Here is a 22000-nt window from a genome sequence, read left to right on the forward strand (position 1 = left end):
GAAGGTAGCTCAGCCGAGGCCGACCAGCGCGACCGTCAGCGGCAGCAACGCCACGATCAGGATCGCGCCGCAGACGTCGAACGCCACCCCGGACCGGATCATCCGCGTGATCGGCACCGTGCCCGAGCCGTAGACGATGGCATTTTGGGGCGTCGCGACCGGCAGCATGAAGCCGAACGAAGCGGCGAAGGTGGCGGCCAGCGCGGGCATCAGCGGGTCGACCCCGGCGGCCACCGCGATCGGGATGACGATCGGCACCACCACCGACGCGGCGGCGGTGTTGCTGGTCGTCTCCGACACCAGGATCGCCAGCAGCACCCCGAACAGGGTGATCGGCAGCGAACTCGCCAGGCCCAGCGCACCCGAGGTGGACTCGCCGATCGTCTTCGCCAGGCCGGACGAGGCCAGCAGCGAGCCGAAGATGATGCCCGCGCCGAAGAGCATGATCGTGCCCCAGTCGATGCGCGCGGCGTCCGGCCAGGACAGCGTGAACGCCCGGCGCTTCCATTCCACGGGAAGCAGGAACAGCAGCGACGCCCCGAGGACCGCGACGATGCCCTCGTCGAGCCGGTCGCTGATGGTCTTGTACAGCGCCGAGTCGTTGCCCGCGAGCAGGCCGACGATCGCCGGCACGATCCACAGCGTCACGGTGAACCCGAACGCGATCAGCGTGTTCTTCTCCGCCCGCGTCAGTGCGCCCAGCTTCTCCCGCTCCTCGGCCACGTACTCGCGCACGCCCTCGATGCGGCGGATCTCCGGCTTGTTCAGCAGCAACAGCACCACGGCGAGCACCACGAACATCAGCAGGCAGACCGGCAGCGCGGACAGGACCCAGTCGAGGAAGGAGATCCGGACCCCGGTCGCCTCCTCGATCTGCGCGCGGCCGATCAGGTTCGGCGGCGAACCGACCGGCGTGAGCAGGCCGCCGACGCTCGCGCCGTAGGCCAGCATGAGCATCAGCGCGGTGCCCACCCGCAGGCGGCGCGGGTCGAAGTCGGCCGCGACCACGCCGCGGTCCTGCATCAGCTTCGCGATCACGGTCAGGATGCCGAGCGCGGTCGGCAGCAACATGGCCACCGTCGCGGTGTTCGACACGAACGCCGAGAGCAGGCAGGTGATCGCGCCGAAGGCGATGACGATCCGGGTGGTCGAACTGCCCACGCCGGGCAGCGACAGCACCCGGAAGGCGAACCGCCGCGCCACCCCGTGCTTGAGCATCGCCTGCGCGATCACGAACGCGCCGATGAAGGTGAAGATGGTCGACGAACCGAAGGGTTCGAGCACGTCGTCGACCGGGGCCACGCCGAGCACCACGGTGGCGGCGACCCCGATGAACCCGGAGACCGGCAGCGGGAGCGGTTCGCACACCCACAGCACGACCACCCCGAGCAGGATCCCGGCGAGCGTCTGCTGGTTGCCCGCCAGGTCCAGCGGCAGCACCAGGAACACCACGGTCACCAGCGGCGCCAGCCACAGGCCGGTGGTCTTCCGCCTTCGTTCGAAGCGTTCCTCGCCCGCCGAGAGGCGTTCCGAGCCGAGGCTCTCGCGGTGGGCGGAGAGCAGGACGTTTTCCACGTCGGTGGCCGACGGCTTCGGTGCCATGCCCGATAGTGAAGGGCAGCCGCCGGGGTGTGTCCAAGACCACTTCGCTACCAGGGTGGTAGGGATTGCCTATCAGCTCAACCCCGGGAGGCCGGATGGACGCACGGCAGTTGCGCTACTTCCTCGCGATCGTGGACGAACAGGGGTTCAACCGCGCCGCCGAGCGGCTGCACCTGGCCCAGCCCTCGCTCTCGCAGGCGATCCGCACCCTCGAGCGCGACCTCGGGGTCGAACTGTTCCACCGCATCGGCAGGCGCGCGGTGCTGACCGAGGCCGGGCACGCGCTGATCGAGCCGGCCCGCCAGGTGCTGCGTGACCTCGACACCACCAGGTCGACCGTGCGCTCGGTGGCCGGGCTGCGGACCGGGCGGGTGGAGGTCGCGTCCATGCCGTCGCAGTCGGTGGAGCCGCTGAGCACCATGGTCACCCGCTTCCACGAGCGGCACCCCGGCGTGCTCGTGGTGATCCAGGCCTGCTTCACCCCGCAGTCGGTGGTCGAGGCGGTGCGCGGGGGCAAGGCGGAGGTCGGCCTCCTCGGTGCCGCGGACGACGTGGCCATGCCCGGGGTCCGCGTGCACCGGGTGGAGGAGCAGCCGTTCGTGCTGGTCGCGCCGCCGGACTCGGAGCTGGGCAGCGGCGGGCGGGTGCGCCGCGAGGAGCTGGCCGGGGCGAAGGTGATCGCCGCGCCGCTGGGCAACCGGATGCGTCACGTGGTCGACGAGATCCAGGCGGCGGGCGTCGACCTGCGGATCGTGGTGGAGACCGCGCACCGGGAGGCGATCCTGCCGCTGGTGCTGACCGGGGTCGGCGTGGCGGTGATGACGCAGGCCTGGGCGTGGATCGCGCGCCGGGCCGGGGCCCGGGTGCTCGAACTGGATCCGCCCTCGAGCCTGCGGATCTCGTTGATCCACCGGCGGGGCGGGCTCACGCCCGGCGCGCAGGACTTCGTGGCGACCGCGCTCGGATAGATAGGCCCGGCCTACCAAGTGGATCATCGCTTGGTCTTGGACGGCGGCGCCGGGCCGCTTGTTTGATGGCCGTATGCAGACCTTCCGCATCGCCGCCATTCCCGCCGACGGGGTCGGCCGCGAGGTGGTCGCCGCCGGGCGTGAGGTGCTCGACGCGCTCGCCTCCGCCTCCAAGTCCGCCTCCGACTTCGCTTTCGACTGGACGGAATTCGACTGGGGGTGCGACCACTACCACCGCACCGGCCGGATGATGGCCGAGGACGGCCTCGACCGGCTCAAGGAGTTCGACGCGATCTACTTCGGCGCGGTCGGCTGGCCCTCGGTGCCCGACCACATCAGCCTGTGGGGCCTGCGCCTGGCCGTCTGCCAGGGCTTCGACCAGTGGGCCAACGTGCGGCCGGTGCGCTTCCTGCCCGGTGTGACCAGCCCGCTGCGCAAGGCGGCCGAAGTGCCGCTGGACTGGGTCGTGGTCCGGGAGAACAGCGAGGGCGAGTACGCCGGGCTCGGCGGTCGCAACCTCGCCGCGCGCGGACCGGGCAGCGAGGTCGCGATCCAGTCGTCGCTGTTCACCGAGGCGGGCTGTGAGCGGATCATCCGATACGCCTTCGAGCTGGCCGCCACTCGCGAGCGCAAGCACGTGACCAGCGTGACCAAGAGCAACGCGCAGCAGTTCGGCATGGTGCTCTGGGACGACGTCTTCCGCCGGGTGGCCGCCGAATACCCGCACATCGAGAGCGACAGCTGCCTGGTCGACGCCATGGCCGCGCGGTTCGTGCTGCGGCCGGAGGACCTGTCCGTGGTGGTCGCCTCCAACCTGCACGCGGACATCCTGTCCGACCTCGGCAGCGCGCTCGCCGGCAGTCTCGGCCTGGCGGCCAGCGCGAACTACAACCCGGAACGCCGCTTCCCGAGCATGTTCGAGCCGGTGCACGGCTCCGCGCCGGACATCGCCGGGCAGGGGGTGGCGAACCCGATCGGCGCCATCGGCAGCGCGGCCCTGATGCTCGGCCACCTCGGGCTGCCCGCCGAAGCCGCCAGGGTGGACCGCGCGATCGAAGCGACCACGGCGGCCGGGGTGCTGCCGCGCGACCTCGGCGGCACGGCGAGCACCCAGGAAATCACCTTGGCGGTGATCGACTCCCTCGGGTAAGAACGGGCCGGTGAGCATCCTCCGGACGAATCCGCCTGCCCTGCACGTCCCGCCCGGCTACCACCACGTCACCGTCACCGAGCCCGGGAAGCTGGTGTTCCTCGCCGGGCAGTGCCCGCTGGCCGCCGACGGGTCCACAGTGGAGGGTGGGCTGCTCGCCCAGGTGGACCAGGTGGTGGCCAACACGCTCACCGCGCTGGAGTCCGCCGGCGCCGGACCCGCGGACGTGGTGCGCACGGTGATCTACGTGGCGACCACCTCGGCCGGCGAACTGTCCGCGGTCTGGGACCGGCTCAACGCCTCCGCCCTGGCCGAGGCCTTCACCAGCGCGAGCACGCTGACCGGCGTGACCGTGCTCGGCTACCCGGACCAGCTCGTGGAACTGGACGTCACCGCGGCTTTGGGAACAGCCCGCGAGCGATGATTTCGCGCTGCACCTCGGAAGCGCCCTCGTAGATACGTGGGGCGCGCACCTCGCGGTAGAGATGTTCGAGCAGGTGCCCGCGTTCGAGGGCGCGGGCACCGTGGACCTGGATCGCGGCGTCCACCGCGTGCTGCGCGGTCTCGGTGGCGAACAACTTGGCCATGGCGGCCGCCGACGCGACCTCGGAGCGGCCCTCGTCGTAGGCGGCGGCCGCGTCGTGCACCAGCAGGCGAGCCGCCTTGAGCCGGGTCGCGACCTCGGCCAGCGAATGCGACACCGCCTGGAAGTCGTGCAGCCGCTTGCCGAAGGCCTCGCGGGCACCGGCGTAAGCCACCGCCGCGTCGAGGGCGGCCTGGCCCATGCCCACCGCGAAGGCGCCGACGCTCGGGCGGAACAGGTTCAGCGTGCCCATGGCCACGCGCATGCCCCCGCCGACGTCGCCGAGCACGTGACCGCGCGGCACGAAGACGTCCTCGAAGATCAGCCGCCCGATCGGGTGCGGGGACAGCAACGGGATCGGCTCGCCGCTGAGCCCGGGTGCCGAGCCGGGCACGCAGAACGCGGTGATGCCCCGCGAACCCGGGTCACCGGTCCGCGCGAACACCGAATAGACGTCGGCGTCCGGGGCGTTCGAGATGTAGACCTTCTCGCCGTTGAGCCGGTAGCCGCTGCCGTCCGGGGTGGCGCGCAACGCGAGCGAGGCCACGTCGGACCCGGCGCCCGGCTCGGTCAGCGCGAACGCGGCCACCGCCTCACCGGCGGCCACCCGCGGGATCCACTCGTCGACCACGTCCGGCGTGCCCGCCGACAGGATCGGGTAGGAACCGAGGCCCTGCACGGCGAACGCGGTCTCGGCCTCGGTGCAGTGCCGGGCCAGGCCCTCGCGCAGCAGGCACAGCACCATCGCGGTCACCGGCCGGTAGCCGGAGCCGTCGCGCACGAACACCTGGTCCAGCAGGCCGTGCTGGGCCAGCGCCCGCACCAGCGGCCGGTTGATCCGGCCGTCCTCGCGGGCCAGCGCACGCAGTTCCTCGCCGATCTGCTCGGCCCGCGCCAGCAGGTCACCCATCCGCGATCACCGCCGTGCCGACGAGTTCCAGCTTCGCCGCCGGGTCGAACAACTCGGCCACGCCGAGCAGCGCGATCGCCGGGTAGTGGCGCCCGAAGTGCTTGCGGTAGAGCGGCGCCAGCTCCCGCAGCGCCGCGCGGTAGGCGGGCACGTCGGTCACGTAGAACAGCAGTGAGACCAGGTCGCCGGGTTGCCCACCGGCTGCCCGCAGCGCGGCGGTCACGTTCCCGGCGGCCACGTCGAACTGCTCGACGATCGTCTCGCCGACGATCTCGCCGTCACGGCCCTGCGCGGTCTGCCCGCCGAGGTACACCGTGCGGCCGGGCGCGGCCACGACCGCGTGCGCGAAACCGACCGGCTCGGCCAGCTCCGGCGCGACCACGATCCGGTGCCCGCTCACCTGCCCGTCCACTGTGGACTCCTCCCCGCCGTCCACGCGCGGTAGAACTCGCCGTGGTCCTTGCTGGTCATCAGCAGCGCCTGGGTCATCGCCTCGAGCTCGATCGAGCTGCCGAGGTCCATGTCGAGTTCCCTGGTGAGCAGCACCTTGGTGGTCGAATAGGCCAGTGCCGGGCCGTCGGCCAGCCGCCGGGCCAGCTCGGTGGTGGCGGCGGGCAGCTGCTCGTCGTCGACAACCTGCGAGGCCAGGCCGATCTGCTCGGCCTTTTCCGCGCGGATCTTGTCGCCCAGCATCAGCAGCTCGGTCGCCCGCCCGAGCCCGACCACGCGGGGGAGCAGGTACGCCGAGCCCATGTCCGCGCCGGCCAGCCCGACCTTGGTGAACAGGAAGGCGAACGCGGCCGAGCGCGCCATCAGCCGGAAGTCACTGGCCAGCGCGATCACCGAGCCGGCGCCCGCGGCGATCCCGTTGATCGAGGCGATCACCGGCAGCGGGCACTCGCGCAGAGCCTTGACCACCGCGCCGGTCATCCTGGTGAACTCCAGCAGCTGCGCGGTCTCGAACTTCTGCAGCTCGCCGATGATCTCCTCGACGTCGCCGCCGGAGCAGAACCCGCGCCCCTGCCCGGCGATCACCAGCACCTTGGCGTCACCGCGATGCGGGAGTTCGGCGAGCAGGTCGCGCAGGTCGGCGTAGACGTCGAAGGTCAGCGCGTTGAGCTTCTCCGGCCGGTTCAGGGTCACGGTGGCGACGCCGTCGTCCACCTCGAAATCGAAGTGCGCCCACTTCCCGGTGAAGCCGGGGGACGCGCGGAACGGGCTCATGACTGGATCCCACCTCCGTCGAGAACGATGGTCTGCCCGTTGACCGCGGCGGCCTCGGGTGCGGCGAGGAAGGCGACCGCGAAGGCCACCTCCTCGGGTTCGAGCAGCCGCCCGAGCGGGGACGCGGCAGCCAGCGCCGCTTCGGCTTCGGCCTCGTCACGCCCGGTCGAGCCGCTGATGCGGGCGATCGAGGTGCGCGTCATGTCGGTGCGCACGAACGCCGGGCAGACCGCGTTCGAGGTGACCCCGGTGCCCGCGACCTCGGCGGCGACCGCCCTGGTCAGGCCCACCGCGGCGTGCTTGGACGCGGTGTAGCCCGCGGTGTACTTGTACCCGGCGTGCCCGGCGGTCGAGGCCACGGTGATGATCCGGCCGGAGTCGCGCTCGCGCATGCCCGGCAGCACGGCCCGCGTGCAGAGGAACGCGCCGGTCGCGTTGACCTCGTGCTGCGCCTGCCAGTCCGCCAGCGAGGTGCGTGCCAGCGGTGCGCTCGTCGAGATGCCCGCGTTGTTCACCAGCACGTCGACCGGGCCCAGCGCGGCGAAGAACGCCGTCACCGCGGCTTCGTCGGTCACGTCGCAGTCCGCGCGGCCCGGCGCGACCACCTGGTCACCGGCTTCGCGGAACCGCGCGGCGATGGCGGCGCCGATGCCGCGGGTACCGCCGGTGACCACCACGAGCCTGTTCATCGAGCCTCCGTCCGCAGCGCGCGCCGATCCAGTTTGCCGTTGGCCGTGCGGGGGAGCGTGTCCACGAAGACGATCTCGCGCGGGTACTTGTGCCCGGCGAGGCGCTCTCGCCCGTACTCGCGCAGTTCGTCCTCGGTGACTGTTCCGTTCCGCACGACGAACGCACGGATCCGCGCCAGGCCTTCTTGTTCGTAGCCGAGTGCCGCGCATTCGACCACTTCGGGATGGCCGAGCAGGCAGTTTTCGATCTCGCTCGGGGCCACGAAGATGCCGCCGATCTTGAGCAGGTCGTCGGCGCGGCCGTGGTGGGTGAAGAAACCGTCGGTGTCGCGGCTGAACAGGTCGCCGGAACGCAGCGTGTCACCGTCGAAAGTGCGCGCGGACTTCTCGAGATCGCCCCAGTACTCACCGGCGATCGTCGGGCCGGTGACTTCGAGCGCGCCGATTTCGCCGTCCGGCAGCTCGGTACCCGCTTCATCGATCACTCGCGCCGAATATCCGGGCACTTCCCGGCCGAGGCTACCGCGTTTGGCCGTGCCGGGCCTGTTCGACAAAAAGATGTGGTAAGCCTCCGAAGAACCGATTCCGTCGACCACTTCGACACCGAAGGTCTCATCCCACTTCCGGTGCACTTCGGCGGGCAGTGCCTCCCCGGCGGACGTGCACAACCGCAGGCAGCTCAGGTCCTGTTCGGCCGCGGCCGGGTGGGCCAGCATCGCGCTCATCATCGTGGGCACGTTCACCAGGATGGTCGGCCGGTGCTCGGCGATCAGCCGGAAGAGCAGCTCCGGCGTGGTCCGTTCGGGGAAGACGATGCCGGAGCCGCCCACGCCGAACGGGAACATCGCGACGAGGTCGCGGGCGTAACCGAAGAACAGCTTCGGCACGCCGAGCACCTTGTCGTCCGCGGTGATGCCGAGGATTTCCTTGGCGTACAACTCGAAACTGCGGATCGGGCTGCGCCGGGTGTGCGTGCACGCCTTGGGCGCGCCGGTGCTGCCGGTGGTGAACTTCCAGATCGCGGTGGCCTCGTCCGGCGCTTCCACCGGAGCGAGCTGATCGGATGCCTGCGCCATCAGCCTGCTCAGGGAATGCTCGCCGGGCCGCAGTTCGCTCTCGTCCACCCCCGCGACCAGGAGGCTGCGGGCACCGGCTTCCCGCAACGGCCCCAGCGTGGTGGCGTCGGCGACCACCACGACCGCCTCGGTGTAGTCCAGGAAGTACGCGTAATCCTTCGGCTGCAGGAAGGTGTAGACCTCGGCGGTGACCGCGCCGATCTTCTGCGCGCCGTACCACACGGCGACGAAGTCGACGCCGTCGTTCAACGCGAGCAACACGCGTTGCCCGCTGGCGACATAAAGCGCGCGCAGCACGTTGCCCGCGCGATTGCTCAACGCGCTCAGTTCGGCATAGGTGACCGTGCGGTCCGGGGTGATCAATGCCGTCCGCGAACCCTCGTTGCGGTCCAGGAAGTACGAGGTGATGTTCGAGTACATCAGTCCTCCTTCGCGGTCGCGCGAATGGTCTCGACGAGCATTTCCGTCAGCGTCGCGAAGGTTTCCGCGCCTTCCTCGGCCGTCGCTTCGGCGGGTGCGCCGCAATAGGCCGCGCTCATGCCCATGTCCCGGAAATCCGCCTGACCGGCACGCATCGCCGACGGCAGGTCGACCGGCACGGCGGGCAGTTCGCGCATGGCTGCGATGTCGACCAGTTCGGGGCGGTCGGCGAGCACCAGCGAGGTTTCGTACTGCCCGGCGTGGCAGGAACCGCTGCGGAACTCCTCGGTGAGCCGTTCCGCGTTGCGCCGGCGCACCAGGTCGAGGTAGGCGGCGCCCGCGGCCTCCGCCGCGCGGCGGAGCGTGGCCACGTGCTCGGGTTCGAAGTGGTTGTTCACGATCACCACACGGCCGAGACCCTGTTCGGCCAGCGCCCGGCACACGTCGACGACCAGCGAGAACAGGGTGTCCGCGCCGATGTGCACCCCACCGGCGAAGCCACGCGCGAACTTCGTCACGCCGTAGGGGAGCGCGGGCAGGATCAGCACGCGCACCTCGGGATCGTCCGCGAGCTGCCGGGCCGCGCGCTCGCACATGCCCTGCGAAATCAGCGGGTCGGTGCCGAGCGGTGCGTGCGGACCGTGCGGTTCCACGGCCCCGACCGGGAGCAGCAGCACCGGCACACGCGATCCGGTGAGCAGGGCGTCGACCTCCGGTGAGGTCAGCTCGGCGAAGTACATGTCACGTCTCCAAGCTGAGCAGGCACAGGTCGGCCCGCCCGGCCGCGAGCACGGTGTTGACCTCGTCCGTGGTGGTCAGGTGGCCGCCGACCAGCGTGGGCACACCGGCCTCGGCGCGGACGCGGTCGCTGATCGTGGTGAGGAAACCCCGGCGGTACACCGGCCTGCTCTCGGCCACCGTCTGTCCCGCTTCGACGTGGATCATCGAGGCACCGGCCTCCGCGAAAGCACGTGCGTATGCGACGCCGTCGTCGATCGTCGCCCCTCGCGGAGCCCAGTCGGTGACGGTCAGCCGGACCACGAGCGGGCGTTCGTCCGGCCACACCTCGCGGCACGCGGTGAGGACTTCGAGGGGGAAGCGCAGCCGATCCTCGGCGGGGTTCGTGAGCGGCGAGAGGAAGCTCGCGAGCAGCCTGCCCTGCGCGAAGTCCAGCTCCAGCAGGTCGAAACCGGCGGTCGCCGCCTCGGCCGCGGCCGACGCGAACTGGTCGCGGATGCGGGCCAGGTCCTCGTCGTCAGCGGCCTTCGGTACCTGGCTCAACGGCCCGAACGGCACCGCCGACGCGGACAGCAGCGGCCAGGCTTCGTCCGACGGCAACGGGACGTCGACCCCGAACCGCGCGGGCCGGGTCGCGCCCCGGCGACCGGCGTGCGTGAGGCACGCCATCGCCAGCGCGCCCGCCTCGTGCACCGAATCCACCGGCCAGGAACCGGAACCGGGGCCGACCGGGGTGTCCGGCGTGATCCGCCCGTCCTCGGAAACCGCGATCGGTTCAGTGCGCACCAGCCCCGCACCCCGCGGTTCCCCGGTCACCACCAGCCGGTTGGGAATCAGCGTTTTGCCCAGTTGCAGCGGGGTGAGGAAGGGCGGCGGCGCGAACAGCCGGTCCGGCTCGCCCGCGAAGTCGAGGTCCGCCCGCCGCACGAACTCGGGATCGCGCACCGCCAGGTTCGCGTGGCTGATCCGCCCGCTGCGGGTGAGCAGGTTGACCGCGAACTGCCGCGGGGGCAGGCCGGTGTGGTGCCGGACGCGCTCGAAGTACCCGGCGCTGTCGGCGGCGGCCTGCTGGAAGCGGTCCACCATCGGGCGGCGCTCCAGTTCGTAGTCCACCAGCGCGGCCCGGACCGCGGCCCGGTCGTGGTGCCCGCGGCGCACGAACGCGTTGGCCAGCGCGACCGCGTCCTCCATGGCGAGCTTCGTGCCCGAGCCGATGGAGAAATGCGCGGTGTGCGCGGAGTCGCCGAGCAGCACCACGTTGCCGTCGCTCCAGCGGCGGTTGCGGATGCGCGGGAAGCTGAGCCAGGCGGACTTGTTCGACAGCAGCCGGTGCCCGGCGAGGTCGCGCGCGAAGAGGTTCTCGCAGAACGCGATGCTCTCTTCGTCGCTCATCCGGTCCAGGCCGGCCGCCCGCCAGGTCGGCTCGGGGCACTCCACGATCACCGTGCTGGTGTGCTCGTCGAAGGGGTAGGAATGGGTCTGGATCAGGCCGTGCTCGGTCTCGGCGAAGCTGAACCGGAACGCGTCGAGCACCAGGTCCGTGCCGTACCAGATGTACTTGCAGCCCTGCGGTGCCGAGCGCGTGCCGAAGTCGCGCGAGCGCCGCAGCAGGCTGTTTACCCCGTCGGCCGCCACCACCAGATCGGCTTCGGGCAGCTGCGCCGGGTCGTCGATCGTGGTCTCGAAGTGCAGCACCACACCGAGTTCGCGGCAGCGTTCCTGCAGGATGGCGAGCAGTTTCTTGCGGGCGATCGCGGAGAACCCGTGCCCGCGCGAGCGCAGCACCTCACCCCGGTAGTGGATGTCGATCGCGTCCCAGCGGGCGAAGGTGTCGGTGATCCGCAGGAAGGTGGCGTAGTCGGCGTCACGCAGTTCGCCGAGCGTCTCCTCGGAGAACACCACGCCCCAGCCGAAGGTGGCGCCCGGCGCGTTGCGCTCGAAGATCTCGATCTCGTGTGCCGGGTCGGCGCGCTTGAGCAGGATCGACAGGTACAGCCCGGCCGGCCCGGCACCCAGCACGCAGACCTTCATGCCAGCACCTCGGCGAGCCGGTCGAGTTCGTCGAGGTCCGAGACGGTGGGGTGGAGGATCAGCTCGTCGCAGCCCTCGGCCGCGTAGCCGCGCACGAAGTCCTTGATGGCGCGGGCGCTGGTCAGGTTGGCGGCGGCGATGGTCTCGGCGAACGGGCCGGTGAAGGCGTAGTAGTCACGCAGGTAGGCGGAACCGCGGTCCGGGTCGCCGAGCGCGAAGTAGCCCTGACCCCACAGCTTCGGCGCGCCGGGCCGCCCGAGGTCGTGCCAGGCGGCGCGGGCCCTGGTCGCCGCGGACGCGAACGCGCGCGGCGGGCCGCCGCCGTGGGCGAACCCGTCGGCGTAGCGCGCCATCCTGGCGAAAGCCGCGCCACTGCTGCCGCCGACGAGCAGTTCGATCTCGGTGTTCTCCGCGCGCAGGTGCGCGAGCTGCGCGGACAGGCGCTCCCCGCGGGTGCGGTGGTCGGCTTCGGCGGCGGTGTAGTCGTCACGCCGGGCGCCGACGCCCAGCCCGAGGGTGAACCGGCCGTCGCTCAGCCGCGCCACCGAGTCCGCCTGCTTGGCCAGCATCGCGGCGCTGCGCAGCGGGCCGATGGCGATGTTGGTGGCCAGGCGCACCCGCTCGGTGACCGCGGCCGCCGCGGCGAGCGCGGTGAACGGCTCGACGCTGTCGTAGACCAGCCGGTCCAGCACGGCGACGGTGGAGAACGGGCCCGCGTCGGCCCGCCGCGCCCACTCGGCCAGCAGCCGCCCGGTCGCGTCCGGCGTGGTGTTCGGCAGCCCGATTCCGACCTTCATCGAAATCAACCTACACCGCAGCCGGGTGGGGTGTATAGAGTCCGAGGGGTGCACAGCCCTTTCGAGCCGGCGCCTCAGGAGCTGGTGATGACCCTGCTCGGCGGGTACGCCGAACCCCGGCGCACGCGCCGGGTCTGGTCCGGCGGGCTGGTCGCGTTGCTGGCCGAGCTGGGCTTCTCCGAGGGCGCGGCCCGGATCGCGCTCACCCGCGTGGTCCGCCGCGACCTGCTCGAACGGCACAAGGACGGCAGGCTCGTCTACTACCGGCTGACCCGGCGCACGCTGTCCGTGCTGGAAGACGGCGACCGGCGGATCTTCTCCCTCGGCCGCACCCGGGGGCGCGCGGGCGAGTGGACCGTCCTCTGGCACCAGATCCCGGACGACCGGCGGGTCGCGCGGGAGCGGTTGGTGCGGCGGCTGCGGTTCCTCGGCTTCGGCTCGGTGCAGGACGGCACCTGGCTCGCGCCGCACGACCGGGAGCAGGAGGTGCTGGACCTGCTGCGTGAGCTGGACGTGACCGCGCACGCCGGGCTGATGCTCGGCAAGCCGTCGACCGGGCTGGACATCGGCGTCTTCGCCGCCCGAGCCTGGGACCTCGACGGCCTGGCCGCCCGCTACCGCGCCTTCGTCGCCGAGTTCGAGGCCTACGTCGACGAGCGGGCCCGCGCCGGGCTCGACGACGCGGCCGCGTTCGCCCTGCGCACGCGGTTGCTGCACATCTTCCGGGAATTCCCGGCCAGGGATCCGGAGCTGCCCGGGGAGATCGTGCCGGCGCCCGCCGCGCGCGACCGGGCGGTGGCGTTGTTCCATGACCTGCAGGCGGCCTTGGCGCCCGCCGCGCAACGACACTTCGACGAGGTGACCACCCCATGACCGACAGCCCCGAGAACAACGCGGCACTGACCTACACCTCCTACCTGGCGCTGGACGAGGTGCTCAACGCGCAGCGCACCCGGTCCGAGGAGCACGACGAACTGCTGTTCATCGTGATCCACCAGGTCTACGAGCTGTGGTTCAAGCAGATCCTGCACGAGCTGGCCGAGTTGCAGCGGCGGCTGGAGGCGGGCGCGACCGCGCACGCGGTGCGTTCGCTGCGGCGGGTGCTGACCATCTTCAAGGTGATCGTCGCGCAGATCGACGTGCTCGAAACGATGACGCCGAGCCAGTTCACCGGGTTCCGGGAGCGGCTGGACGCCTCGAGCGGGTTCCAGTCGGCGCAGTTCCGCGAGCTGGAGTCGGTGCTCGGCCGCCGTGACGAGCGCGTGGTGCGGCACCACCCGCCGTCGCAGGCGCGGGACCGGGTCACCGACGCGATGACGCGGCCGTCGGTGTTCGACTCGTTCGTCACCTACCTGGCCAAGTGCGGGTACGACGTGCCGACCGGCCGGGATGTGAGCAAGCCGCTGGAGCCGTCTGAGGACCTGCAGGAGGTTTTGCTGAAGGTGTACCAGGACGACGGCGGGCCCTCGACGATCGCCGAACACCTCGTGGACCTGGACGAAGGCGTGCAGGAGTGGCGGTACCGGCACGTGAAGATGGTCGAGCGGACCATCGGCGACAAGACCGGCACCGGCGGCTCATCCGGGGCGCACTACCTGCGGAAGACCCTGTTCCAGCCGATGTTCCCGGATCTGTGGGCCGTGCGGAGCCGGCTGTGAACCCGCTCGCCGCGCACTACCGGCGCTTCCGGGTGGCCGAACGGCTGCTGCTTTCCGCGCACTCGCACCAGGCCTGGCCGGATGTGGCGCTGGAGGGTCAGGTCGAGGCGTTCGAGGACGCGGCGCTCGAGGTCGACGCCAAGTGGGACCGGGCGTTCGCGAAGGCGGACGAGGTGCGGACCGCGTTCCGCGGCTGGCTGGGCGACCCGTCAGCCGAACTGGCGCTCGGCGCGAACACGCACGAGCTGGTGATCCGCCTGCTTTCCGCGCTCGACCTGCGGCGACGCCCGCGACTGGTGACCACTGACGGCGAGTTCCACACCCTGCGGCGGCAGCTCGGGAGGCTGGCCGAAGAGGGCATCGAGGTCGTGCGGGTGGCCGCGTCGCCGGTCGACTCGCTGGCCGCGCGGCTCGCCGTCGAGGTCGACGACCGGACGTGCGCGGTGTTCGTTTCGAAGGTGCTGTTCGAGACCTCGCGCATCGTGGACGGCCTCGGTGACCTGGCCGAACGGTGTGCCGCGCGTGGGGCGGAGCTGGTGGTCGACGCCTACCACGCACTCGGCGCGGTGCCGTTCTCGATGGACGGGCTCGGCGAGGCGTGGATCGTCGGCGGCGGGTACAAGTACCTCCAGTTCGGCGAGGGCAACTGCTTCCTGCGGGTCCCGCCGCACGCCGCCGACCTGCGGCCCGTGGTCACGGGGTGGTTCGCCGAGTTCGGTGCCATCGCCGATGCCCAGCGGCCGGACGCGGTCGCCTACGCCGCCGGCGCGGACCGCTTCGCGGGTGCGACCTACGACCCGACCAGCCACTACCGCGCCGCGCGGGTGGCCGCCTTCTTCGCCGAGCAGGGACTGACCGCGGAACGGCTGCGCGAAATCTCGCTGCGGCAAACCACCCGATTGGCCGAGCGCTTCGATGCCCTGAACCTGCCGCCGACGGTGATCAGCCGCTCGTCTTCTTCGCCCCGAGAAGCTTTCGGCGGGTTCCTGGCGCTGCGGAGTCCGCGGGCGGGGGAGTTCTGTGCCGACCTGGCGGAACGCGGCGTCCGAACCGACAGCCGAGGCGAATACCTGCGCTTCGGCCCGGCGCCCTACCTGGCCGACGCCCAACTCGACGCCGCCATGGCCGCCCTGGGCGAGGTATGCCGACGCTAGCCCGCCCATCCACAACCACCCCAGTTGTCCACAGATCCAGCGCACGCCCCCTGCGCGCCGAGCGGGGTGGGTACGCTGGGTTTGGGACGCCCCCCAGGGAAGGGCGGGGGCTGTATGGGGGCGGATCGGAGCTTGGGCGGCGCGGTTTTCGCGGCTCAGGTCACCGGGGGCAGGGAGATCCGGTCCCGTCCCGAGCGCTTCGCGATCTGCAGGGCCGAACTGGCTTCGCCGACGAGTTCCCGCAGGCCGGTGCCCAGTCCGGGGTGGTGCAGGCCGACGCCGATCGAGCTGGTCAGTTCCTCGATGACCACGGTGTGACCGATCGCGGATCGCACGGTGACCACGATGGTCCTTATCCTGGTACGTATGTCCCGCGCGACCGAGAGCCCCTGTTCGAGCCGGGTGGCGGGCAGGAAGACGAGGAACTCGTCCCCGTCGTGCCCGCCGAACCGGCCGAGGATGTCGCCGTCGCGCACGGTGTTGCGCAGCGCGAGGGCCACCGACGTCAGCACCGTGTCACCGGCGAGATGACCGTGCGCGTCGTTGATGGCCTGGAAGCGGTCCAGGTCGACCAGCAGCACCACCCCCGGGCGGTGGGCCAGCCCCTGCAGCGCGTGCCCCGCCTGGTGGTCCCATTCCCAGCGGCCCGGCAGGCCGGTGAGCCGGTCCATCGCGCGGTAGCCCAGTGGTTCACCGCACAGTTCGCAGCACAGGCCGCGGTCGGCGGTACGCACTGCGCCGGGCACGGTGGCAGCGGATCGTTCTCGTCCGCTTGTACTCACATACAGTGTCCGGCTGCTACCCTCTTTCGCATCAGTCAATCCGGTCACGCTCTGGAGACTAATGGGCGCGGACGGTGGTTTCAACTGAAGCGAAGAAAACCGACAGGATCGACTTCTTCCTCAGTCGAAATGTGGAGAGGTGGACACGGTGGATCGGGGTAGCCGGAGCCTGGCGGACAAGCTCAACCACTTGTTCGCCAACCAGACGCCGCGTGACGGGCAGGAGTACAGCAACGAGCACGTCGCGGCGACCATCTGCGCCGAGGGCGAGGTCAAGATCTCGCAGAGCTACATCTGGCAGCTGCGCAAGGGCAAGAAGGACAACCCGACCTTCAAGCACCTGCAGGCGCTGGCCGGATTCTTCGGCGTGCCCGCGAGCTACTTCTTCGACGACGCGGTCACCGATAGGGTCGACAGGCAACTGGCGGAACTGAAGTCCGAGCAGGCGCGCCTCAACGAGATCGCGGGCAGCAGCGACGCGCAGCTCATGGCCATGCGGGCCGGTGAACTGTCGCCGGAACGCCGCCGGCTGGTGATGGAGCTGCTCAACGTCGTCTACCGCGAGGAGCAGGCCGCCCGGGCCGACACGGAGGAGTGATCCGGTGCGCGAGCGAGCGTTACGGCGGCAGTGCAGGCAACTGCTGAACGAGCTGGACATCCGCCCGCCGCTGGACGTCACCGAGCTGTGCCGGAGGGTGGGTGAGCGCCGGGGCAAGCCGATCCGGCTGATCGCGCACGCCATCCCGGTGCCCGGTCCGTTCGGCGTCTGGATCACCACCCGCTCCGCCGACTACATCCTGTACCAGCAGGAGACCAGCAAGGCCCACCAGGGCCACATCATCCTGCACGAACTCGGCCACATCCTGGCCGGGCACCACAGCGACGAGGGCGACGACGCGCTGCTCGCGGAGCTGTACCCCGACGTGGAACCCAACGCGCTGCGCGAGCGGTACCCGGACCTGGAGTCCGACGCGGTGCGCCGCGCGCTGCGCCGCACCTCCTACGACACCGAGCACGAGCGTGAGGCGGAGACCGTCGCCACGATCATCCTCGAATGGGCGTCGGTGCTGGACCGGGTCGCCCCCGGGGCGAACGCGCCGTCCACCCGCCGGATGGAGGCCGCGCTCTCCGACCGGCTGGGGTGGCTGTGAGCGCCGGGCTCCTCGCCTACGGCATCGTCGCGGTCGCCGCGCTGACCTGGCTGCTGATCCGGCTGGTCCGCTCGCCGCGCTCGGCCCCGCTGTGGTGCGTGACGATCGCGGTGGCGTGCCTGACCATCGCCTACCCGTTCGGCCTGATCGCCGGGGAGAACGAGGTCTTCCTCGGCCTGCCGCCGATGGTGTCGCGGCTGATCCAGCACGGGATCCTGCTGGTCGCGGTCAACTGCCTGATCTCCTTCTTCCTCTTCTCCGCGCTCGACCAGCGTGAGGCCCTGCGCAAGACCACGCGGTACCTGATCCCGCTCGGCATCGCCGAAGTCGTGCTGATCGTCGCCGCGGCGATCACCCCGGCCGGGGTGGCGACGAACGATCACCGGGTGACCGGGGTGGCGTTGTTCTTCGTCACCGCGGACGCCTACATGGGCCTCGGCTTCGGCCTGGCCGCGCGCTGGGCGTTCCGGTCCGCGAAGGGCGCCGAGCGCAGCGTCCGGCGCGGGCTGCGGATGGCCGGCGTGGGCATGTCGATGATCGTGGTGGCCGACTGCCTGTTCATCCCGGCGGTGATCCTGCGCTGGCTCGGCATGGCTGCCGCGCCCGGCGCCGACGGCACCGCGCAGACCTCGATCGGCTCGATCGGCGCGATGTTCTTCCTGCTGCCCGGCATCGTGATCTTCCTGATCGGGTTCACCTACCCGGCCGCCGCGCGGAAGCTGGCCGCGGCCGGGGTGTGGCTGCACCACCGCCGGATGTACCGCCGCCTGGGTCCACTGTGGACCGTGCTGCACCAGGAGTTCCCGGAGGACGCGCTCAGCCGGGTGCCCGCCAGCCGCTGGCGCGACCTGCTCAGCGTGACCGGTGTGCACCGGCGCTACTACCGGCGGGTGATCGAATGCCGGGACGGGCTGGTCCGCATCAGCCCGTACCTCGCCGACGTGCGGGAACAGCCGGTGACCCACGAGAGCCTGGCGGGCAAGCTGAAGGAGGCGCTGCGCGAGCGGTCCTCCGGCGATCCCGTGCCGAAGCAGGCGGTGCCGGTGGCCATGCCCGAGGCCGAGGGGCTCGACGCCGACGTCCGCGAACTGGTGGCCCTGTCCAGGGCGTTGCAGGCGAGCCGATGACCCACGCGCTGATCATCGGTGGTGGCATCGCCGGGCCGGTGACCGCGATGGCGCTGCGGAAGGCGGGCATCGACTCGGTGGTCTACGAGGCCTACCCGGCCGGTGCCGACGACGTCGGTGCCTTCCTCACGCTGATGAGCAACGGCCAGGACGCCCTGCGCGCGATCGGCGTGCACGAGCGGGTCGCCGACCAGTCGTTCCCGGCGGCCAAGGTGGAGTTCCTCAGCGGGACCGGGAAGTTCCTCGGCGAGGTGCCGCTGCGCCGCGAAGGCGTGCTCGGGCCGCGCACGCTCAAGCGCGCCACCCTGTACCGCGTCCTGCAGGACGAACTCGCCGAGCGCGGCATCCGCATCGAGCACGGCAAGCGGCTGACCGGCGCGCGCAGCACCTCCGACGGTGGCGTGGTGGCCACCTTCGCCGACGGCGACCAGGCCAAGGGCGACCTGCTCATCGGCGCCGACGGCATCCACTCCGCCACCCGAGCCCTCATCGACGAGACCGCGCCCCGGCCGCGGCACATCGGCAACACCACGATCTGCGGATACGCCCAGGACGCGCCCTCGCCCGCGCCGCCCGGTGCGTACCGGATGGTCTACGGCAAGCGTGCCTTCTTCGGGTACGTCACCGCGCCCAACGGTGAGACCTGGTGGTTCACCAACGCCCCCGGTGCCGAGCTGGGCAAGGCGGACCTGGCGGCGATCGGTGCGCAGGAGTGGAAGGAACGGGCGCTGGAGCTGTTCGCCAGGGACAACACGCCCGCGGCGGACATCGTGCGCGCCACCGGCTCCGAGGTGACGGCCAGCAACTCCTACCAGATCCCGTCCACCCCGATCTGGCATTCGAGGTCCATGGTGATCGTCGGCGACGCCGCGCACGTGGCCGCGCCCAACGCCGGGCAGGGCGCGTCGATGGCCGCTGAGGACGGGGTCACGCTGGCACGCTGCCTGCGGGACGTCGCGCACATCGGCGACGCCTTCCGCGCGTACGAAGGACTCCGGCGCGAGCGGGTGGAACGCGTGGTGGCGACCAGCGCGCGCATGGGCAGCACCGCGGTGCCGGGCCCGCTGAAGCGCATGATGCGTGACGCGATCCTGCCGCGGGTGCTGAAGAAGGGGCCGCGCAACAACGCCGACTGGCTGACCAAGCACCACATCGAGTGGGAGGCCCGGGTCTCCCTCGACGACGCCGTCGCGACCAGCTAACGCAGGCGGTCCAGCAGCGGGAGCAGCGCTTCGGGATTCTCGACGTGGGCGTTGTGCCCGAGGCCCGGCAGCACGACCGGGTCCGGCACGAGTTCGCGCAGGTGCTCGGCGGGGCACATCGGGTCGTGCTCGCCCGCCGCCAGCACCACCGGACCGCGGGCCGCCGCGAGCAGGCCGCGCAGGTCGGGCGCGCCCACGCCGAACGCGCCCTGGTCCAGTGCGACCTTCCAGCCGTCGCCGTCCTGGACCACGCCCGCGCTCACCGCCTCCAGCGGCACGAGCCCGACCAGGCCGGACACCTTGAGCCAGCGGTCCGCCGCCTCCTCACGGGTGGCGAACACCCGCGCGGGCTTGGCCGCCACGGCGGCGGCCTTCTCCAGTTCCGCCGGGGTCCAGCGCACCTTGATGCCGAGCCCGCACACCGCCGAGACCGACGGGCCGAACCAGCCGCTCGCCAGCGTCAGCGCGAGCACGCCCCCGAGCGAATGCCCGAGCACGACCACGTCCCCGCTGAGCGATTTCGCGACTTCTGCGGTGAGCCCGCCGAAGGAGTAGGACGGCAGCCCGGCCGAGCGCCCGTGCCCCGGCAGGTCCGGCACCACCCAGTTCCACTCACCGGGGAGCCGGTCGGTCAGTCCCTGCCACACCTCGCCGGTCCCGCCCAGCCCGTGCAGCAGCACGAGCGTCCGATCTCCGGAACCACCACGGCGGACGAACAGATCGCTGGTCATGCCCAGATCCTGCCAGTTTTGTCGGTCTCGGCTCCGCCGAGACGGTGAGCTCGCTTTTGAGCCGGTGACTGGAGTGGACCCCGGTGCGGCCTTGGGGGCCGAACCGGCGCCCACTCCAGTCACCGGCGCGACCTCACTACCGGTCCGCCACGCCCGCGAGTCGCTTGGTCAGCATCACCCGGAAAGCGGGCACCTTCGCCAGTGCCGACAGCGCGGCGTTGCGCACCGGCCGCAGCATCGGGCTCGCGGTGGCCAGCCGGGTCAGGCGTCCGGCGAACTTGACCACTTCCTCCGCCTTCGGCCGCTGGGTGGCGGCGTACTCGTCGAGCAGGCTCTCCGGCTCGCCCTTGACCACGGCTCCCAGCGCCTCGCCCAGGGCGACCGCGTCCCGCAGGCCGAGGTTCATGCCCTGCCCACCCGCCGGGCTGTGCACGTGCGCGGCGTCCCCGGCCAGCAGGACGCGCCCGGCGCGGTACCGGTCGGCGACCCGGTGGTGCACGCGGAACCGCGAACCCCAGACCACCTCGGCGATCCGCGTGGTGCCCGCGGCCGGTCCGCGCCGGTCGAGCAGGTCCTGCACGAACGCCAGGTCCGGGTGCTCCGGCGGGTCGTCGACCTCGGCCACGATCCGGAACGAGCCGTCGGGCAGTGGTGCCGAGACCACCATGCCCGCGCCCGAGAAGAACAGCACGACCTCTTCGCCCGGCAGGCCGCCGTCGTGCAACCGCACGTCGGCGAGGGTGAACGACTCGCCGGCGCTGTCCTTGCCGAAACCGATCCCGGCCATCGTGCGGACCGCGCTCTTCATCCCGTCGGCGCCGATCACGTACCGCGCGCCGATCCGGTGCTGGTCGTCGATGGTGGCGACCACGCCGTCCGCGTCCTGTTCCAGCGCGGTGAGCCGGTGCGGGCGCAGCACCCGGCCGCCGAGTTCGACGAACCGGTCGAGCAGCACGCGCTCGGTGGTCGGCTGCGGAACCATGAACAGCGTCCGGTACGGGCTGGGCACCTGGGCGAACTCCAGCGGGACCAGCACGCGGTCGCGGTCGCGGATGGTGAACCGGCCGGCCCGCAGCGAGAGCCCGGCGAGCCGGTCCGCCACGCCGAGCCGGTCCAGCGCCTCCATCGTGCGGGGGTGCACCACGGCGGCCCGCGAGGTGTTCGCGCCTTCCGCCTGCTGGTCGACCACCGTCACCTCGACGCCCTGCTGGGCCAGGCTCGCCGCCACGGCCAGCCCGACCGGGCCCGCACCCACCACCAGCACCGTCGTTTCCCGGGGGATCATCTCGGCCACCTCTCGGTAAAGTCAACAACTGTTTGCCAACGCCTGTTGGCAAGGTAGCCCGGTCTGGCCTGGCGTGTCAACACGTGTTGGCCTACGGTTGTTGGCATGACCGAAACAACACGCCGGTCCGACCGGACGCGGCAGGCGATCCTGGTGGCGGCGCGGGAGCGGTTCGCCAAGGACGGCTACGACCGCGCGACCATCCGGGCGATCGCCGCGGACGCGAACATCGACCCGTCGATGGTGATGCGCTACTACGGCAACAAGGAGCGCCTCTTCGCCGCCGCCGCCGAGTTCGACCTGCGCCTGCCGGACCTGACGGAGGTGCCGCGCGAGGAGGTCGGCGAGGCGCTGGTGGCGCACTTCCTCGACCGCTGGGAGGTCGACGACACGCTGCAGCTGCTGCTCCGGGCCGGCGCCACGAACCCGGCCGCCGCGGAGCGCATGCAGCGCATCTTCGCCGCGCAACTGGTGCCGGTGATCGAGGCGCTCGGCCCGCCGGACACCGACTTCGCCACCCGCGCCGGGCTCGTCGCGAGCCAGGTGCTGGGCCTGGCGCTGTGCCGGTACGTGCTCGCCCTGCCGCCCGTGGTGGGCATGGACCGCGCGGCCGTCGTGGCCTGGGTCGGGCCGGTGCTGCGGCGCTACCTGGTCGAACGGGCGCCTTGAACTCTGGTGAAACACCCCCTTGGCGTGAGGATCTTCCCCCTCTACGGTTCTCG

Annotated in this window: 23 protein-coding genes; 11 read left to right on the forward strand and 12 right to left on the reverse strand. The window is 71.4% G+C overall.

From position 1 onward, the window contains the following. Window positions 1–9 precede the first annotated feature (9 nt). Window positions 10–1602 (reverse strand): SLC13 family permease, encoded by a 1593-nt coding sequence (locus JOM49_RS13640; protein ID WP_209664656.1) that lies wholly within the window; start codon window positions 1600–1602, stop codon window positions 10–12. 95 nt (window positions 1603–1697) lie between these two features. Here JOM49_RS13640 and JOM49_RS13645 point away from each other — a divergent pair, with 95 nt between their 5' ends. The 3 genes from JOM49_RS13645 to JOM49_RS13655 all read left to right on the forward strand — a co-directional run bounded on the left by JOM49_RS13645 (window position 1698) and on the right by JOM49_RS13655 (window position 4144). Beyond that, window positions 1698–2570 (forward strand): LysR family transcriptional regulator, encoded by an 873-nt coding sequence (locus JOM49_RS13645; RefSeq protein WP_209664657.1) that lies wholly within the window; start codon window positions 1698–1700, stop codon window positions 2568–2570. A 73-nt stretch (window positions 2571–2643) separates the two neighbouring features. Then, a complete protein-coding gene (locus JOM49_RS13650) occupies window positions 2644–3720 on the forward strand; it encodes a tartrate dehydrogenase (protein WP_209664658.1) in 1077 nt (358 codons plus the stop codon). Between the two features lie 10 nt (window positions 3721–3730). Next, entirely contained in the window at window positions 3731–4144 is a 414-nt protein-coding gene (locus tag JOM49_RS13655; protein ID WP_209664659.1) for a RidA family protein, read from the forward strand. Here the strand turns inward: JOM49_RS13655 and JOM49_RS13660 are convergent. The 8 genes from JOM49_RS13660 to JOM49_RS13695 are packed head-to-tail and all read right to left on the reverse strand — an operon-like array spanning window position 4110 to window position 12188. Then, window positions 4110–5213, reverse strand: coding sequence for an acyl-CoA dehydrogenase family protein (locus tag JOM49_RS13660; RefSeq protein ID WP_209664660.1), 1104 nt, complete (start codon window positions 5211–5213; stop codon window positions 4110–4112). The two genes, JOM49_RS13655 and JOM49_RS13660, sit on opposite strands and share 35 nt — an antisense overlap. Next, window positions 5206–5625 carry a RidA family protein gene (locus JOM49_RS13665; RefSeq protein ID WP_209664661.1) on the reverse strand — a complete coding sequence of 140 codons (420 nt, stop codon included), beginning with the start codon at window positions 5623–5625 and terminating at the stop codon, window positions 5206–5208. The genes JOM49_RS13660 and JOM49_RS13665 overlap by 8 nt, the downstream gene beginning before the upstream one ends. After that, on the reverse strand, window positions 5610–6437 hold the full coding sequence (locus tag JOM49_RS13670) for an enoyl-CoA hydratase family protein (RefSeq protein ID WP_209664662.1): 828 nt from the start codon (window positions 6435–6437) through the stop codon (window positions 5610–5612). The genes JOM49_RS13665 and JOM49_RS13670 overlap by 16 nt, the downstream gene beginning before the upstream one ends. After that, window positions 6434–7126, reverse strand: coding sequence for an SDR family NAD(P)-dependent oxidoreductase (locus JOM49_RS13675; protein WP_209664663.1), 693 nt, complete (start codon window positions 7124–7126; stop codon window positions 6434–6436). The genes JOM49_RS13670 and JOM49_RS13675 overlap by 4 nt, the downstream gene beginning before the upstream one ends. Further along, a complete protein-coding gene (locus tag JOM49_RS13680; protein WP_209664664.1) occupies window positions 7123–8622 on the reverse strand; it encodes a benzoate-CoA ligase family protein in 1500 nt (499 codons plus the stop codon). The genes JOM49_RS13675 and JOM49_RS13680 overlap by 4 nt, the downstream gene beginning before the upstream one ends. Beyond that, entirely contained in the window at window positions 8622–9362 is a 741-nt protein-coding gene (locus tag JOM49_RS13685; RefSeq protein WP_209664665.1) for a creatininase family protein, read from the reverse strand. The genes JOM49_RS13680 and JOM49_RS13685 overlap by 1 nt, the downstream gene beginning before the upstream one ends. A 1-nt stretch (window position 9363) precedes the next feature. After that, window positions 9364–11391 (reverse strand): FAD-dependent monooxygenase, encoded by a 2028-nt coding sequence (locus JOM49_RS13690; protein WP_209664666.1) that lies wholly within the window; start codon window positions 11389–11391, stop codon window positions 9364–9366. Next, window positions 11388–12188, reverse strand: a complete 801-nt coding sequence (locus JOM49_RS13695; protein WP_209664667.1) for an LLM class flavin-dependent oxidoreductase — start codon at window positions 12186–12188, stop codon at window positions 11388–11390. The genes JOM49_RS13690 and JOM49_RS13695 overlap by 4 nt, the downstream gene beginning before the upstream one ends. 87 nt (window positions 12189–12275) lie before the next feature. Between JOM49_RS13695 and JOM49_RS13700 the strand changes: the two genes are divergently transcribed. Genes JOM49_RS13700 through JOM49_RS13710 form a run of 3 tightly spaced genes read left to right on the forward strand, consistent with a single transcriptional unit; the run spans window position 12276 to window position 15000 of the window. Continuing rightward, the gene (locus JOM49_RS13700) at window positions 12276–13061 is read left to right on the forward strand and encodes a PaaX family transcriptional regulator (RefSeq protein ID WP_209671165.1); all 786 of its coding nucleotides are present in this window, start codon (window positions 12276–12278) and stop codon (window positions 13059–13061) included. Continuing rightward, entirely contained in the window at window positions 13058–13846 is a 789-nt protein-coding gene (locus JOM49_RS13705; protein WP_209664668.1) for a tryptophan 2,3-dioxygenase, read from the forward strand. Before JOM49_RS13700 ends, JOM49_RS13705 begins: the two co-directional genes overlap by 4 nt. Next, window positions 13843–15000: a kynureninase/PvdN C-terminal domain-containing protein gene (locus JOM49_RS13710; protein WP_209664669.1), complete on the forward strand. Its 1158-nt coding sequence runs from the start codon at window positions 13843–13845 to the stop codon at window positions 14998–15000. The genes JOM49_RS13705 and JOM49_RS13710 overlap by 4 nt, the downstream gene beginning before the upstream one ends. A 155-nt stretch (window positions 15001–15155) precedes the next feature. Here JOM49_RS13710 and JOM49_RS13715 read toward each other — a convergent pair whose 3' ends face one another. After that, a complete protein-coding gene (locus JOM49_RS13715; protein ID WP_209664670.1) occupies window positions 15156–15746 on the reverse strand; it encodes a GGDEF domain-containing protein in 591 nt (196 codons plus the stop codon). Between the two features lie 184 nt (window positions 15747–15930). Between JOM49_RS13715 and JOM49_RS13720 the strand changes: the two genes are divergently transcribed. The 4 genes from JOM49_RS13720 to JOM49_RS13735 are packed head-to-tail and all read left to right on the forward strand — an operon-like array spanning window position 15931 to window position 19262. Continuing rightward, the gene (locus tag JOM49_RS13720; RefSeq protein WP_209664671.1) at window positions 15931–16380 is read left to right on the forward strand and encodes a helix-turn-helix domain-containing protein; all 450 of its coding nucleotides are present in this window, start codon (window positions 15931–15933) and stop codon (window positions 16378–16380) included. A gap of 4 nt (window positions 16381–16384) precedes the next feature. Further along, window positions 16385–16933: a zinc metalloprotease gene (locus tag JOM49_RS13725; RefSeq protein WP_209664672.1), complete on the forward strand. Its 549-nt coding sequence runs from the start codon at window positions 16385–16387 to the stop codon at window positions 16931–16933. Further along, a complete protein-coding gene (locus JOM49_RS13730; protein ID WP_209664673.1) occupies window positions 16930–18060 on the forward strand; it encodes an MAB_1171c family putative transporter in 1131 nt (376 codons plus the stop codon). The genes JOM49_RS13725 and JOM49_RS13730 overlap by 4 nt, the downstream gene beginning before the upstream one ends. Next, window positions 18057–19262: an FAD-dependent oxidoreductase gene (locus tag JOM49_RS13735; protein ID WP_209664674.1), complete on the forward strand. Its 1206-nt coding sequence runs from the start codon at window positions 18057–18059 to the stop codon at window positions 19260–19262. Before JOM49_RS13730 ends, JOM49_RS13735 begins: the two co-directional genes overlap by 4 nt. On the opposite strand, the gene JOM49_RS13740 is transcribed toward JOM49_RS13735, so the two are convergent. Both JOM49_RS13740 and JOM49_RS13745 read right to left on the reverse strand, forming a co-directional pair. Continuing rightward, on the reverse strand, window positions 19259–19993 hold the full coding sequence (locus JOM49_RS13740) for an alpha/beta fold hydrolase (protein WP_209664675.1): 735 nt from the start codon (window positions 19991–19993) through the stop codon (window positions 19259–19261). The genes JOM49_RS13735 and JOM49_RS13740 overlap by 4 nt on opposite strands. Window positions 19994–20129: 136 nt before the next feature. Then, complete coding sequence (locus tag JOM49_RS13745; RefSeq protein ID WP_209664676.1) at window positions 20130–21278, reverse strand: FAD-dependent oxidoreductase; 1149 nt, start codon at window positions 21276–21278, stop codon at window positions 20130–20132. Window positions 21279–21383: 105 nt separating this feature from the next. Here JOM49_RS13745 and JOM49_RS13750 point away from each other — a divergent pair, with 105 nt between their 5' ends. Beyond that, entirely contained in the window at window positions 21384–21947 is a 564-nt protein-coding gene (locus tag JOM49_RS13750; RefSeq protein WP_209664677.1) for a TetR/AcrR family transcriptional regulator, read from the forward strand. Window positions 21948–22000: the final 53 nt, after the last annotated feature.

This window comes from Amycolatopsis magusensis (assembly GCF_017875555.1).
GTDB lineage: Bacteria > Actinomycetota > Actinomycetes > Mycobacteriales > Pseudonocardiaceae > Amycolatopsis > Amycolatopsis magusensis.

What these genes read in the sequence shown, in the direction of transcription:
- JOM49_RS13745 (WP_209664676.1), bottom strand. Translation starts at nt 21,278, where the DNA reads ATGATCCCCCGGGAAACGACGGTGCTGGTGGTGGGTGCGGGCCCGGTC.
- JOM49_RS13750 (WP_209664677.1), top strand. Translation starts at nt 21,384, where the DNA reads ATGACCGAAACAACACGCCGGTCCGACCGGACGCGGCAGGCGATCCTG.
- JOM49_RS13700 (WP_209671165.1), top strand. Translation starts at nt 12,276, where the DNA reads ATGACCCTGCTCGGCGGGTACGCCGAACCCCGGCGCACGCGCCGGGTC.
- JOM49_RS13645 (WP_209664657.1), top strand. Translation starts at nt 1,698, where the DNA reads ATGGACGCACGGCAGTTGCGCTACTTCCTCGCGATCGTGGACGAACAG.
- JOM49_RS13650 (WP_209664658.1), top strand. Translation starts at nt 2,644, where the DNA reads ATGCAGACCTTCCGCATCGCCGCCATTCCCGCCGACGGGGTCGGCCGC.
- JOM49_RS13670 (WP_209664662.1), bottom strand. Translation starts at nt 6,437, where the DNA reads ATGAGCCCGTTCCGCGCGTCCCCCGGCTTCACCGGGAAGTGGGCGCAC.
- JOM49_RS13680 (WP_209664664.1), bottom strand. Translation starts at nt 8,622, where the DNA reads ATGTACTCGAACATCACCTCGTACTTCCTGGACCGCAACGAGGGTTCG.
- JOM49_RS13640 (WP_209664656.1), bottom strand. Translation starts at nt 1,602, where the DNA reads ATGGCACCGAAGCCGTCGGCCACCGACGTGGAAAACGTCCTGCTCTCC.
- JOM49_RS13740 (WP_209664675.1), bottom strand. Translation starts at nt 19,993, where the DNA reads ATGACCAGCGATCTGTTCGTCCGCCGTGGTGGTTCCGGAGATCGGACG.
- JOM49_RS13695 (WP_209664667.1), bottom strand. Translation starts at nt 12,188, where the DNA reads ATGAAGGTCGGAATCGGGCTGCCGAACACCACGCCGGACGCGACCGGG.
- JOM49_RS13685 (WP_209664665.1), bottom strand. Translation starts at nt 9,362, where the DNA reads ATGTACTTCGCCGAGCTGACCTCACCGGAGGTCGACGCCCTGCTCACC.
- JOM49_RS13690 (WP_209664666.1), bottom strand. Translation starts at nt 11,391, where the DNA reads ATGAAGGTCTGCGTGCTGGGTGCCGGGCCGGCCGGGCTGTACCTGTCG.
- JOM49_RS13675 (WP_209664663.1), bottom strand. Translation starts at nt 7,126, where the DNA reads ATGAACAGGCTCGTGGTGGTCACCGGCGGTACCCGCGGCATCGGCGCC.
- JOM49_RS13660 (WP_209664660.1), bottom strand. Translation starts at nt 5,213, where the DNA reads ATGGGTGACCTGCTGGCGCGGGCCGAGCAGATCGGCGAGGAACTGCGT.
- JOM49_RS13735 (WP_209664674.1), top strand. Translation starts at nt 18,057, where the DNA reads ATGACCCACGCGCTGATCATCGGTGGTGGCATCGCCGGGCCGGTGACC.
- JOM49_RS13705 (WP_209664668.1), top strand. Translation starts at nt 13,058, where the DNA reads ATGACCGACAGCCCCGAGAACAACGCGGCACTGACCTACACCTCCTAC.